Below are 13889 nucleotides of genomic sequence, written 5' to 3'. Positions count from 1 at the left end.
CATTTATATTTAGTAGATTGTAAAGTGTTAAAGAGGCCTGTAAACAGAGAACAAGCCTCTTTATTATTAATGCAGCTTAAATGCTTGGACCAATTTCTTTAAAGATGTTGAATTGTCCGAAAGCTCATTGGACATTTCTCTATTCGCTTGAGCTGAAAGATACATATCTTTTGATACAGCATTGATCTCAGTAATACTCGCATTAATATCCGCAGCGACATGTGTCTGTTCTTCGGTCGACGTTGCAATTTGATGGCTCATGTCAAGAATCTGATTCACGGCGTTTGCGATATCTTTTAGTGCATTATCTACATTTTCTGATTGTTCGAGCGTTTTAGAAAGTGCGTTGGTGTTGTTTTCCATTAGCTGTACGGACTGTCTTGCTTCATTTTGAAGCTCTTCAATTACGCTTTGGATTTCACTGGTGCTTGCTTTCGTCTTGTTTGCTAGGTTTCTGACCTCATCTGCGACAACGGCAAACCCTCTTCCTTGTTCACCCGCACGCGCAGCCTCTATGGCTGCATTCAAAGCTAAGAGATTCGTTTGCTCTGAGATATTGTCAATGACCTCTAAAATTGAGCCAATATTGATCGTTTGGGATTCTAGAGTGTTCGTCACCGTTAGTAGTTGATTCAAACCAGACTGTAAGGTTGCTAGCTCATTATTCATATCAGAGACTACTTTATTTCCGGCGGTCGTAAGTTGTTTAGCGTTCTCGGCAGATTGAGACGCGTCGTAGGCACTTCGCGCCACTTCGTCCACGGTAGCGGTTACTTCTGTCATGGCAGTTGCAGATTGCTCTAATTGAGAGGATTGCGATTCAGCGCCAATGCTTAGTTGTTCAGATTGAGTGGAGGCATTGGTAGCTAAATCCCCAAGAGACAGGGAAGATTGATTGATTGCTTCAAGAGTAGAGCGAAGGTTAGCCACCATGATGCATAGGCTGGCATAAATGCCCGTTTTTTCGCTTTGCGTTTCGTAGATATTGCTAAGATCGCCTTTTGCGACACGCTGCAGAATTTGTTCAATTTCCTTTGGTTCGCCGCCAATTGGCTTATAGATGGCCTTCGTAATGATAAAGTATAGAACAATTAACGAAACTACGAGTAACGCTGTTGATATAAGAGCCGATCGTTTTACGTTCGTAATAGATGCAGATTCGATTTTTTTTATGTCTTCCCATGACCAAAATGTCCAGTTCAAAGAAGGGATCTTGGAAGACACAACAAAAAACTCATCAATACCCAATCGATAGGTATGGCTACTAGAGTCTTTATTACGATGGGCGGCATAGCTAGGGCGTTCCTCGTATAGGTTAGTTCCTATCATTTCAGGGTATTTTGCAGCGAGTATATAGCCATCATCTCTAGCAACAAAAATTTGGTTGTGTGAAGAGTGTTTTTCGAGATATTCGCTTAACTCTGTAACGGAGATATTCGCAGATAGCGCTGCGACGACTTCACCTTTGAACATAATCGGTACAGCTAATGCCATAACTGGTTCATCACCCGCTAGATATGGTGTCGTCATGACTCTATCTTCTTTATCTAAGAGTATTCTTTGGTACCATTCACGTTTTAAGGTTTTGGCATTGAAGTCAGGTATCAAGCCTGTTGGGAGGTAGGTATCGCCGGACTGGGTTCCAAAATAAATGGCTTTAAATCCCATCGTCTGCTGGACTGCTAGTAATAACTCACTAGTTGTAGAGTCTGAGACGAGTGAATCTTCGCTGGAAGATAGCTCTTTTGCTACAGTCTCTAATGACATGAAGTAGCTATTTATCTTTTCTTCGGTTAGCGCACCTAATAACCTACTTTCTACGACTAACGATTCTTTCGCGGCATTGATAGAGGCGTTGTCAAAGTTCACAAAGCTTGTAGCGCTTAAGCTGACCACAATTGACGTTATCATTAAGCCAAATATGGCCAATAGATGGGTTCTTAAATTCATTTTATAATATGGCGTTTGTTTTATAAGTGAGACAATCATTCCATAATATTTGTGAATTTTTTGTGTAATTTGTAGATAATAAAGTGCGCCGTGGATAGCTCGGCACACTCGGGATTAGTAACTTTATTTTTTGTCAGGTCTAGTCCCCTTGACATGATGCTCACTAATGTGGCGTTGTAGCCAGTTTTCTCCATAATCATTCGAAGGGTCACGAACGATTGTGTGAGGGTGAGTATTCCAGTCAAAGCCTGTACGTTGGTCAACAAAGTCTATCAAGATACTTGGGCTATTAACCCTAAAGAATACTTGCTCGCTTCCGTCCACTGGTCCCATCCACATGAAGTAGATGTTATCCCAACCATCATGTTGGATTTTTTCGAGCTGTTTGTCAGCGACATCGAAATCTGCATTGCGAACGTACTCTTGAATAAGGATCCAAAGAAGCTCTTTTTGATCTTTGTTTAACTGATCGCCTCGGATGCCGCGTTTCTGAACTTCGTTATCCTTGGTGCCTGGGCCAAAAAAGTCTTTTGCTCCGTACTTATTGAATGGAACAGTATTGCTTATCACCGCGATAGATTTCTGCTTTGAGTCCAAACTATTTAATAGCTCGTAGCCTCGGCGTCTTTCCTGAGGTAAAAATTGATAGCCGGCTTCAGCTCCGTGTCCAATTACAGCTGGGTCGGAGCCATAAAACATGGGTACAAACGTTGTTTTACCATCGACGACGGTAAAGTTTGCCGCTAAGTGATGGCCTGTAATCATATAGCCCCATCGAGCTTCTGTTCTTGGATCTCCATAGAACGAAACCCAATAGTTGTTTGCACCTAAGCTTTGATTTTTATTAAAAAACTTTTCAGAAGTTAGTTCTCGGTTTTCACCTTCCTTCTTCAATTCGTTATCACCTTGCACAGCGGCCCATATTTTGTAATAGCCTTGGGAACTGGTCGAAGATATCAACAATTGATGTAACTGATGACGTTGTTCTACTGAAAGCCTGCCGATAGGTAAGCCGTTTCTTGCTTGTGAATCAACAGGTGCATTAGTCCAATAAGTTCGGTTTGCGTCATCGGAAAACTGATACAAAATTGCAGAAACTTGCTCTTCGCTGAGTAACTCAAATAGCTTGCTTGCTTCGCTTGTCATTTGTGTCGCGCTGGAAACCGCTTCCGCTACTTGCGTATTTTTGGAATGCTTATGGTCATGTGTATGATCATGATCCGAATGAGAAAATGCGTTTGATGTAAATGTTGCTGCGAGTGCTGCGGCGATGAGTAGTGTTGAGCTTTGCTTCACCTTTCTTTCCTATTTTTTGGTAGTTATTCGATATTCATTGCCAGTGTGTCGTCACTGGCATGAAAAATATGTAGAAGGTGCCTATTTATTCTGTAAAGGCTGACTGGTGCGTGGTTACGTGGGTTGGTCGTGATGAACCGGAAGAAATTCCAATAAGTACGCTAAAGTCATGTCTTATAGAGTGTAATTAATTGTTATCAAATGGGTTTGTGTGCTGCTGTGGTGGTTTCTTAGCAGGCTGTACGTGCGATAAATGATAAAATATGGTGATGAATTACAAAATATGTAAGATTATTATTGATATTATAAATTATAAATATATCATTAGTTGCTTTTGAGTGTGTAGTTATAGATGGACTTACCAATACTTTCAGTTTTGATGATTTTGAGCAGCTTATTGTGTTGCGCTTCATTGTACATTTGCTGTCGTTTTGTTGCGTACGAAAGAATTGATATGAGCCATTCTTTATGGGGAATTGCTTGTATCGCCGTTTCTATTTTTCCTTTGGCATCAAACTACCCACAAGCCCATTCCCATATCATAATAATATCTAACGCTATGTATGTATTGGGGCATTATCTTTTTGTCGTTGGCATAATGAGGATTTATATAAAAAAGCCAAGTTTTCAAGGTGTCTTGCTTCTTCTTTTATTAATGAGTGTTTTAGTTGTATTTCTTTCTCTCAATATGAAAGACACAGCATGGTGTTTTGTTTTGAATCGCAATGCTTTCATTTTTTTGAGTTTTTTAGTGTTATGTTATTTGCTACTAAAAAGCCCAAGTTTTGCCAAGTGTAAGTTAAATATATTATTTGTGGGCATACTAACTATATATGTTAGTCACGCGGCATTTCGTGTTTTTTCTTGTCTTTTTTATTCAGAAAAGAGTGATTTTATAAGAGGAAAAGCTCTCTATGAATATGAGTTTAAAGTATTGGCTGCTTTTTTGTTCATTTCGAGCTTTTACATGATGCTTTACAGCTACCAAAGAGCAAAAGATAGCTACAATAAAAGTTTATAGTACATCATCTCTAGCGCTTTGATTTTTAAAATCTAGCTGAACAATCCAAATGATTGGGACAAGTGCATATAAAATACAAGCAGCGTAAGTGTTGATGCTAGATATCAAAATCGCAATTAAGTATATACAAATTGAGATGCTGCCCTTTTTCCCTATTGAACGAAGTATAGGCTGTAGGCCTTTGTCGACTTTAGATAGAGAGTAGTGCACAAGTGATAGTGAAATTGCACTCATCAACAATACAATACCATAGAATAGTACCGGTATAAATGCTTCATGGCTGTCTCCTAGCCATGCCGTTGATACTGGTACAAGCGATAACCAAAATAAAAAATGCAAGTTTGACCAGAGAGTGAAGTTGTCTATTTTTTTTACTTTGCTAAATAAGTGATGATGGTGATTCCAATAACTACCCACATATAGAAAACTCACCAGGTAAGATAATACCTTTGGAATTAGTAAGGTTAATGAATCAATTGTGTATTCTTCAGGAGGTCTAATTTCAAGAACCATAATAGTAATAATTATTGCTAGTACGCCATCACTAAATGCTTCTAACCTAGATGCTTTCATTACCTCTACCTAAATCTATATTAAAAAATGTTGTTTTAATGTCTGTTTATTTTATTTTCTTTATAGTGAAATAAAAGTGAATGAACGCCCTTTAGAATAATCATATTTTCAATCGAAAATTCGCCCTCATAACTGCTCTTACCTCTTTGGTTTGCACACTTAAATCAACAGTTTTTTTACATTTTTGGTGTTACAAGATTTGCCCGCGCGCGTAAATGTACGCACATGTCAAAATTTATCTTCGAGGTAGATACTATGAAACCAAATTTGAGACGTCGAATATTCCTAGCCATGCTTGGGATGTCGCCTTGTCTTACTTGGGCCAATTCTGTGCCGATTGACGTTGGGGTAGAGATGGTGAGAGAAGCATCCTCTTCTAGAACATGTAATGCTATGTTGTCACTGTCATTACCAGAAGCAGAGTTGTTAAACATTTCACCAGAGGTGCCTGTATTTTTTACCCTGAACGGTATCAAAGATCACGCTTTGATTGGCTCTGAGCGATTGAGCGGTCATTTAGGGGAGCTTGTATCTGGAGAGCTGAATGTAACTGCTGTTGGTCGTGTTTCTTACCCACTAGGTATTAGCTGTCAATTGAGTAACATCAGTTTTAATGACCGCTTTCTAAATACGAGTATAAGTGATCCAAGTACTCGCTCTGGTACTGTTATTCGTGAAGTTGACCTCCCTGAGAATTTGACTCAGTTCGAACAGGCATTAATGCTTATTAAGCCTTTGGTCGAGGCTCGGAATAACCCAAATAAGGTTGTTGAATATGATTTAGATTCGTACGGATATCAGTTGCTAAGTCAGGACATCATTTCCTTCAATCAAATGGGGTTAGTTCCCGAGTTTAATGGTCTGACGAAGCAACAGATAGCCGATTTATTAGCCCAAAACATCCTCCCTGTTGCTAAACAGCATTCATACTCGTCTTCTATATCTGGTGAGTTACTTCGACAAGCGCTTCTGACGCGATTAGGGCAAGACTCATTATTTGAGTATGGCTCGATAATGAATCTGAAAGCGACTACGGCACATCAATTGAATGAGGCTTTAGGAACAACCAATCACCGTATACTCACCGAGGCTAGTCTAGATAATCAATTGACTTACCTTGAAGAGCGATTTGCTTTGGGGGAGCTATCGGTTGAGCCGCTTCAACATACAGCACTGTTGTATGCAAGCCTAAATCTTGAACGCTGGGATATAGATGATAAAGATCAGCTTGTAGCCAGCCTTTTGTCCTACGGAACACTTGGCTTAGAGAGTAGTAACCAATTACTGTTTTTATCTGATGGCTCAGCTCCGATCGGAGCGAATTTATATCAGTTATCTGATGTAATGTTCGAAAACTTACCAAACTTCATGTCAGATGACGACATTGAGTTCAACAAAGTCAAAGCGAGCTTAACCGGCATTTTGTTAGATTTAATCGTCGTTGACCGCGATTATCCTTACGGGAGTGTCGACAATATTAAAGCGACCGTAGCTAAACGAATGGCCGCACAATTTGACAGCTCTGAGTTCTCGGGAAACTTCGCACTAGGGGAGTGGAGTCTCGTTTTTGACCATTTTGTTAGTGCTTGGGAAAATCGAGATCCTCTTTCTTTTGTCGACCGAGTATATGCTAGTGTCGGGATGTCCAAACACCTAACACATAAACGAAAAGCAGACTTTACAGTTGAACTCACTTACGCACAGTGGGAGCTAATGGGACGCCCTGACGAAGCGACATTTCACTACCGTTATGGAGATGCGCCACGCCAGATATCAACTCAATTATACATAACAGATGAAGGGTATTGGTGGGAGAGAGGAAATGTTAAATATTCTGTGAAAGACTCTCGCACATTTACCCAGGGCAAAGCATTTACATTAGATAAAATTACATTCAATAGTGAATTGGAGTTTAGTGGGGCTATTGTCGATTCTTCTACTCGCAATCCGGAAGTGTATGGCCACTTATCAAGGCCTGAGCCCGAATTTACTTATGTAGAGTATAAAGACCCTAGAGTTCTTGCTGGTGAGATGCTAATTGCACTTAATCCTAATTTTTACCATGACAATCCCGCAGACAGTTTTAATTTATTAACGCAGGCATATCAGCGTATCAATCAAAGCCATGAATTAATTGGTGAAGCATCTAGCCAAGAGTTCGCTCCTTCAGAAAGCTCTTTGTTATTGTTAACCAGAGAAGCCGTAGCTAGGCATCAGCTTATGCTGTATGGCGCAAATGATGAGTTCATTGAGCAGTATTGGGGTAAGTATATTGGTAACCATACGATCAACCAAATGTGTGTCAGTGCTGTCAACTGTGGTGGGGACCATGCACAAGCTGTGAAGGCGGCAGAAGCACGATGGTACGAAGAAAACGGCTATAATAACCAAGGGGTTTACTCCTATACCATTACCCATATTTGGGAAGAGCAATATCGTAAGTCAGCACGATTAATTGCTAGAGCGTTAGCGTATCAGATTCAGCTAGAACAGATATCGCAAGGTCGCATGAGCGTAGCAGAAGCGCTCGAGAAGCATGAATCTGGACTCACGTTAGACTTGTACACTCAAGTCAATATTACTGATCCGAGGCATAGAAACACAAACGGCAGTGTGCATGGGTTACATTCAGATTATTGGGTATTGGATATAGGGGGCCAGATACAGGACGTTAAGCTTAATACCAGTTTTCTCCAAGACTTTAACATTCACGGGAATGTTAAAAGTGTTGATGAGATATCTTCTGACCAAAATGAAATTGCCCATCATATAGCCTCTGTGGCTGGGGTTTGTGGCCACGATGTCGAATACATCGACATAGATGGAAGAACAGTAGAACAAGCATACAAGACGGTAAAGTGCGCCAATACAGTTTACACAGCAAGCTCTGAGCACTATTCAAATGTACTAGAGGAGGCGATATATCTCGCGCTAGCTGATAGGCAAGATGGCTATCGTAGTATCACAACGGCGAATGAAATATTAATAGAAGTAGGTAAAGCGATAGTTCCACTCTGGGGGACAGTCGAATCTTTCAAAGAGGGAGATGTCGGTGCTGGCATTACCGGTTTGGTCACAGATGCGTTTTCGTTTATACCAATTGGTAGTGCAGGTGTAAAAGCTGCAACATCAGCAAGTAAAATCGCTAAAGTAGTTAAGACTACGTCAAAAGTTGCCTCTGTTGCCTCAAAAGTTAGCCGAACTACGTACATTGTCGGTAAGTTAAAAAAACCGATAGTTCTTATCTCTCGTATTTCGGCAAGTAACAAAGCTACGACGTTAGTTAAGGTAACCAAAGCAATAAGTGTTGCTACGCTACAAGAGCTAAACCCTCTTTCTGGTTTTAGCGATCTTGCGTTTAATGCGTTGAAATCAACAAAAGGAAAAAAATTAGCAAAAATCACTCAACTTGATATATCCAGTTCTCGACAATTAGCATCTGGCAACACAGTTATTTCGAGTAGTTCTAAGTTGGACCCTTTGCCGTTGTCCCAGGATAAATTTGATGAAATCCTCGGTATTGATAAAGGTTTAAGACCAGAACCCTCCAGTTATCTGTCGGAAGAGTATATCGAATCACATTTGTCTAAATTCGATGATGGTGCGGCTCGATTCTCTACTGAATCTAACTTCCAAAAATACGGTTTGGGTCAACGCGACGGAACAACCTTTGTTCTTACCAAAAAAGAGGCTGATCGCTTAAGTGATTTGACGCCCGAAGAGCTTGAACAGGCATTAGGGTTGCCCGAAGATTTCTTACAGGGTAATAAACTGATCAGAGTTGATATCGACAGCCCGAGAGATTGGGGGTTAAGAATACCTTCCGGTAATGAAGCAGGAGCAAATAGCCAGTGGCTACCTGGAGGAAGGCTACCTGATGGAAACTTAGAAGCTATTATTGATGGCGGTAGTATACCTGCTGATAGATTAAATTGGAGATACGTCGGTGATACCAGTTCGGCTCCGCTGTCACAAGCCCAAATTGATGGCATTAAATCCATTAGTAAGGGGCAGAGGCCGAACCCTACAGAATATTTATCAGCAGACTACATCGAAAAGCATCTTGCTGAGTTTGATGAAGGGGCATCAAGGTTTGTTACACGCAGTAACTTTGATAAATACAAAATTGCACAACGCGATGGCACCACATTTGTGCTAACCAAAAAAGAGGCGGATAAGCTTAGCAGTTACACGGCAGAAACACTCGAAGAAGCTCTTGGGTTACCAGAAGGTTTCTTACAAGACAATGAACTGCTCCGTATCGATATATCGAACCCGCGTCAGTATGGCTTGCGTATACCATCAGGTAACGAGGCAGGAGCGAATGATCTCTGGATCCCTGGAGGTAAGTTGCCAGATGGTAATTTTGAAGCCGTATTAGATGGTGTTAACATCCCTGAAAGCGATTTAATAATTAATAGTCTAGAGTTTTGAGTATGCGTTTTATTGACACAAAAGTGAGTAAAGAAGGGCGATATTCTTTAGGTATCGAACAGGAAAGCGGAGAGCACTATATTTCAATACCAGTCGCGAATTCGTACGTAGATTACGAAGAATATTATCGTTTATCTATCGATGAGTATGCTGCTCTGCATGTTTCATCTAACCAAGCGGTTGAATTCGCAGAAAAATGTCGTCGCAGGGAGTGTGATGAAAGGTTGATTGTGGCACCTGGTCGGTTAAGAGGTGAGCCAGTTTAATCAATAACAATCAAAGGCCAATCACAGCTAGATTGGCCTTTTTAATGTGCTTAGTTTTTACATTTTAGTTTGATTTTACCACTCGGAAACCAAAGTGATCATTACCTGTATTAGGTTTGGCAGCATGATTCCAGTCGAATCTCATTGTCTGTGGGAAATAATTGAATGAGCCACCTATCAAGCCTTTGAGATAGACACCTTCAGATTGTGCGAAGGTCATCGAATCATCGATAAAGAAGTCTTCAGTTTTTTTACCTTGAGAGAATACGTCATAGCCGTCGTACCAGTCGTTGACCCACTCCCATACATTGCCACCCATGTTGTACACACCATATGGGTTTGCTTCTTTGGATTTCGCAGGCTGAACATGTCCTTTGTGGATGTGAAGTGGGGCGTCTTGATTAATCCAGGCTATGCCGTCATCTGAAGTACCATTTGAGGTTGCGTAGGTGTAACTTGCTCCTCCTGAGGCTGCCTCTCTCCATTGAGCTAAACTTGGGATTGAGTATCCGTAATAGTCAGCAAAAGCTTTGGCACCATAAAAAGTGATAAAGTTAGCAGGCCAACTGCCGATTTCTTCTAGTGTAGGAAGCTCGCCATCTGTATCTCCCTCGCCGAAGAAGCCAGACGAATTTCCGCTCAATTCGAACCAATCAGTGATTGAGTCAACGACGTTCGGATATTGGTTTGGGTCGAAATATTTTTGCCAATCTACCTCTTTGGGATCCTCGAGTTCAAACTGTTGTGTGCTTTCATTGAACTGAATGAAATTCATATTTAGTGGATTTTCCATTTCATCTAAACTAAAAATACCATCACTATTATGATCTTTAATGACTCGTGATCCAGCTAGCTCTGTCATTTTTATACCGTTGGTATCGTATACGACTTGAGTATTGGCGTCATAAGTAACTAATCCGTCAGAGTATGCGGAGTTAAGAAAGTTCAGGTAGTCCGAGTAGGTAACTTCTGTTGAAGATATTTGAAACTCAGCCAGCTCGCCATTACTTGGTATGGTTACGAATGCTATTCCCGTCGTTGGCGAGTCTGCCGCTGGCGTTTCACTGGAGGTGTTGTTTGATGTTGATGAAGCATTACAGCCCATCATCGAGATACTACTAATTAATAACAGAGCAGTGTTATTTCCTTTCATTGTTTGTTCCATTGGTTGGTGAAATGAACAAACAACGTATAACTTCGAGAGTGAATGCTTTGTAGAAAGCGTTTTAAATTGACGTATCTTTACTTTGTTTTACAAACATAACGCTAGTTGAAAATAACGAAAAGGATCAACGACGGTTGACCCTTTTTTACTACTACTTTTCGTAAAAGTGTTTATTTAGTTCTAACGCAGTGTCGATGGTTTTCAAACCGATGTTCACCTGCTTGATTGGTATCGTTGTGATTGACTTGTTTTTTCCTGCGTTTGTCGCCGACATGCCCGGAAGTTCGAAGAAGCGAGATTTATCCTCTTCTTGTCGAAGGGCCTTGTCCACGGTAACCAGTGCGTCCGGGTTAGCGATTATTACCGATTCTGGGTTTACAGGTTTTGTGCCCTCAAAGTCGAAACTATTTTTAATTTGAGCAAGTGAAAATAGATGATCAACCGTAGTGTTTGCTCCCATCATTAGCAAGCTTCCTCGGCCATATAAAAAGGCGGCTTTAACTTGTTCTTTCTCCGGAATGCGTTTGAGCTTTGCTTTTTTCTCGGTAAGTTCATGAATAAGAGCTTTGCCTTCTGCTGTTTTACCGTAGTGCACAGAGATAACTTTAATTTGTTCGAAAAGATCATCGAGTGTTAGGGCTTGTTTCAAGACTAATACATCAATGTTTGCAGCTTCCAATTTGCTGATAAGGGTTGGATTAGGAAATCTATCATCAGAGATATAGCTAGTAGGGTGATATGAAAAGACACCTTCCATTGAGACATTACTAGGGTGTCCTAAAGTCGCGATTTTCTCCGCTTCAGGTGGAACTGTGCTTGTTTTGTCTGCGGCGACAACCTGGTCATCTAAATCAAGAGCAAATAGTATTTCGGTAATGTTGCTGCCGACAGAGACGATTTTATGTTCGGCCGATGCATTGAATGAAGTCGCTAGGATTAGTGCCGATAATATTAATTTTTTCATAATGATACTTTGTATAAAGCCCCCAATAGGGGGCGTGATGATTAGAATTGGTAAGCGATATTAAGATTAATGCTTCTACCTTCTTCGTAGTACTCTGCTTTTGTATCGGCACGGCTGTCATTTTTTAGTGCGTAAGCTTCATCGAACAGGTTCGTGATAGAGGCAGTCAGAGTTAAATCAGACAGTTGCTGTGGAACATACTCTGCGTATAGATCGACCGTCGTCCAACTTGGAACACTGTCTTGTTTGTCTTCTTCAATCGGTTCCAAAACCCCACCAGTTGAGATGCTCGCTGTTGGAACTCGGTGCAGTTTAAATGCATGCGTTATTGCAGTACCTAGCATCCATTCATTGCTGATATTGTGATCGAAGGTGGCAACAAGTTTATCGGCGGGCATATCTGATAGGTATAGATCCGTTTTTTGATCTTTACCGATAGTCATGGAATAACTTAATGTAGCTGCCCATTGCTCTCTTTGATATTCACCTATTAATTCACCACCGGTGAGTCGTACATCATCTCGGTTTACCTTGACACCATCTTTATAAGCAGGGTCACTATAGTCGGTTCCAATGTAGTCTTTGATATCATTTTGGAAAATATTCGCTTTCAATTTCAAAACGTCCGAGTGAGAGAGAAGGTTATCTACGAGGTAAATACCGCCAATCTCTTTGTTTTGTGAGCGTTCAGATTTCAAGTTCGGATTTGGTTTGAAACCACGACCAGAGGTAAATAGCTGACTGAGACGCGGCGGTGTTAATGCCTCATCAAAGGCAGCGAAAACACTGAATTGTTCAAAGATTTCATACTCGGCTCTTAGACCAAATGACCATTGGTCTTCTGTTCTGCCGTTACGAAGAATAGGATCACCGTTTAGGATGGCGTTAGATGATTCAACGTAAAACTGGTCATAACGTAACTTAGGCGAAATTTCTAAGCCGTTGTCAAAGTAAAACTGGCTGTTTAGCCACACGCCATATAGGTTTGATTTAGCAGAAGGCTCATTTGTTGCCGATTCATCAACCCATTGGTCATTTTCATATGTTCGCACATTACCTTTGTGGGTTGTAAAGTGTGCCGAGGCACCATAGTGCAGAACTAGTTCACTCCAACTCAGATCAGTAGACGAATTGTTACTGACGGAGAAACCATAGGAATCATCGGTGATGTCTTGAACGTCTGTGAGCTGTGACTCAGAAGCATCGCTGTACTCATTGGTCAGTGTATCAACATTATTCATATAGATGTTTGCGGTAATGTCTAACCAAGGGTTGTTAGGGAATGCATTTGTGTAAACCATGCTAGCGCTGGTGTAGTCGCGAGTGTTAAGTCCAAAATCTTGTCTTACCTGATTCCACGAGGACTCATCAAAGTAGTAGTTGATTGCGAGTCGTTCGCTATCAGAAAAGTCGTAGCCACCGTTGAATAGGTACGAGGTTTGCGCGGCCTCGTTTTTGTAGTAACTGTCTGAACCATCAGCTTGATACCCGCCGCCAATCCGGTATGGATCTTGTTGATTATCAGAGACGGCGAGTAGCCAATCAAAACCGTTCGACTCAGAAAATACGCTAGCAGTGATACTTTGTCGGTTGCTGTTCGTTCGGTACCCCGTTTTTAGAAGAGCGCCAAAATCGTCACCACTCTTCAAAAGTGTATCGGCGTCGATAAATGACGCCTTTATCGCACCAGCTGCGGCGCCAGAAGAGGTGCCGTTGATGACTTCTAAAGACGATAAAAGTTCTGGGTTTACTGCAAGGGTACCTTTTTTACTATGCGAGTATGTTTGGCGTGCACCGTCTACCTCAACATATGTGTGGTCAGGGCCTAAGCCTCGGATGCTAATGTTGCGCACCATTGGATTCGGTCCACCTTCGACCCAAACATTTGGTGAGTTTTTGAGGGCATCGACAAGGCTGATAGGTGACTTTACTTGCAGCTCTTCTCTGTTGATTGTTTCGCCGGATTGGGTTGAGTCTTCTAGCTCTGATACCGGAGAACCAAGCACCGTCACGGTATTCAACTGGTAGACATCATGGTTATGGTTCTCATGGGCATGTACTGAACTAATTGTACCAAACAGTACCAAACTGACCTGAGAGGCAAGCAACGAAGGTTTCATCTTTTACTCCTTTAATGAAAAGCATTCGTATTATCATTTGTTGGCGTGGAAAATTTGTAAAAAATTTAACGAATGATGTCTCGACATTTTTTCTACAAAA

The 13889-nt window shown here is 41.2% G+C and carries 9 protein-coding genes; 3 read left to right on the top strand and 6 right to left on the bottom strand.

Going from position 1 to position 13889, the window contains the following annotated elements; all coding sequences use genetic code 11:
• Positions 1-66: 66 nt before the first annotated feature.
• Both BSZ04_RS01615 and BSZ04_RS01610 read right to left on the bottom strand, forming a co-directional pair.
• Positions 67-1989, bottom strand: coding sequence for a methyl-accepting chemotaxis protein (locus BSZ04_RS01615; RefSeq protein ID WP_088879320.1), 1923 nt, complete (start codon positions 1987-1989; stop codon positions 67-69).
• Positions 1990-2073: 84 nt separating this feature from the next.
• A complete protein-coding gene (locus tag BSZ04_RS01610) occupies positions 2074-3246 on the bottom strand; it encodes a DUF3500 domain-containing protein (protein WP_088879319.1) in 1173 nt (390 codons plus the stop codon).
• Between the two features lie 454 nt (positions 3247-3700).
• On the opposite strand from BSZ04_RS01610, the gene BSZ04_RS01605 reads away from it, so the two are divergent.
• Positions 3701-4267 carry a hypothetical protein gene (locus BSZ04_RS01605; RefSeq protein ID WP_088879318.1) on the top strand — a complete coding sequence of 189 codons (567 nt, stop codon included), beginning with the start codon at positions 3701-3703 and terminating at the stop codon, positions 4265-4267.
• Here BSZ04_RS01605 and BSZ04_RS01600 read toward each other — a convergent pair.
• Complete coding sequence (locus BSZ04_RS01600; RefSeq protein WP_088879317.1) at positions 4262-4840, bottom strand: TMEM175 family protein; 579 nt, start codon at positions 4838-4840, stop codon at positions 4262-4264. The two genes, BSZ04_RS01605 and BSZ04_RS01600, sit on opposite strands and share 6 nt — an antisense overlap.
• A gap of 255 nt (positions 4841-5095) precedes the next feature.
• Here BSZ04_RS01600 and BSZ04_RS01595 point away from each other — a divergent pair, with 255 nt between their 5' ends.
• Entirely contained in the window at positions 5096-9274 is a 4179-nt protein-coding gene (locus BSZ04_RS01595; protein WP_151899058.1) for a hypothetical protein, read from the top strand.
• Positions 9275-9276: 2 nt separating this feature from the next.
• A complete protein-coding gene (locus BSZ04_RS01590; protein WP_088879315.1) occupies positions 9277-9540 on the top strand; it encodes a hypothetical protein in 264 nt (87 codons plus the stop codon).
• A gap of 64 nt (positions 9541-9604) precedes the next feature.
• Here the strand turns inward: BSZ04_RS01590 and BSZ04_RS01585 are convergent, their stop codons facing one another.
• From BSZ04_RS01585 to BSZ04_RS01575, 3 genes are all read right to left on the bottom strand, one after another.
• Positions 9605-10693: a formylglycine-generating enzyme family protein gene (locus tag BSZ04_RS01585; protein WP_161493750.1), complete on the bottom strand. Its 1089-nt coding sequence runs from the start codon at positions 10691-10693 to the stop codon at positions 9605-9607.
• 163 nt (positions 10694-10856) lie between these two features.
• Entirely contained in the window at positions 10857-11669 is an 813-nt protein-coding gene (locus BSZ04_RS01580; RefSeq protein ID WP_088879313.1) for a heme/hemin ABC transporter substrate-binding protein, read from the bottom strand.
• A gap of 41 nt (positions 11670-11710) precedes the next feature.
• A complete protein-coding gene (locus tag BSZ04_RS01575; protein WP_088879312.1) occupies positions 11711-13789 on the bottom strand; it encodes a TonB-dependent receptor domain-containing protein in 2079 nt (692 codons plus the stop codon).
• Between the last annotated feature and the right edge of the window lie 100 nt (positions 13790-13889).

The sequence above is a fragment of the Vibrio rotiferianus genome (assembly GCF_002214395.1).
Taxonomy (GTDB): domain Bacteria; phylum Pseudomonadota; class Gammaproteobacteria; order Enterobacterales; family Vibrionaceae; genus Vibrio; species Vibrio rotiferianus.
Note: the sequence above shows the minus strand (reverse complement) of the source record. Positions and strands in the feature narration are given on the sequence as shown.

What these genes read in the sequence shown, in the direction of transcription:
- BSZ04_RS01615 (WP_088879320.1), bottom strand. Translation starts at nt 1,989, where the DNA reads ATGATTGTCTCACTTATAAAACAAACGCCATATTATAAAATGAATTTA.
- BSZ04_RS01575 (WP_088879312.1), bottom strand. Translation starts at nt 13,789, where the DNA reads ATGAAACCTTCGTTGCTTGCCTCTCAGGTCAGTTTGGTACTGTTTGGT.
- BSZ04_RS01600 (WP_088879317.1), bottom strand. Translation starts at nt 4,840, where the DNA reads ATGAAAGCATCTAGGTTAGAAGCATTTAGTGATGGCGTACTAGCAATA.
- BSZ04_RS01605 (WP_088879318.1), top strand. Translation starts at nt 3,701, where the DNA reads ATGAGCCATTCTTTATGGGGAATTGCTTGTATCGCCGTTTCTATTTTT.
- BSZ04_RS01595 (WP_151899058.1), top strand. Translation starts at nt 5,096, where the DNA reads ATGAAACCAAATTTGAGACGTCGAATATTCCTAGCCATGCTTGGGATG.
- BSZ04_RS01580 (WP_088879313.1), bottom strand. Translation starts at nt 11,669, where the DNA reads ATGAAAAAATTAATATTATCGGCACTAATCCTAGCGACTTCATTCAAT.
- BSZ04_RS01585 (WP_161493750.1), bottom strand. Translation starts at nt 10,693, where the DNA reads ATGAAAGGAAATAACACTGCTCTGTTATTAATTAGTAGTATCTCGATG.
- BSZ04_RS01590 (WP_088879315.1), top strand. Translation starts at nt 9,277, where the DNA reads ATGCGTTTTATTGACACAAAAGTGAGTAAAGAAGGGCGATATTCTTTA.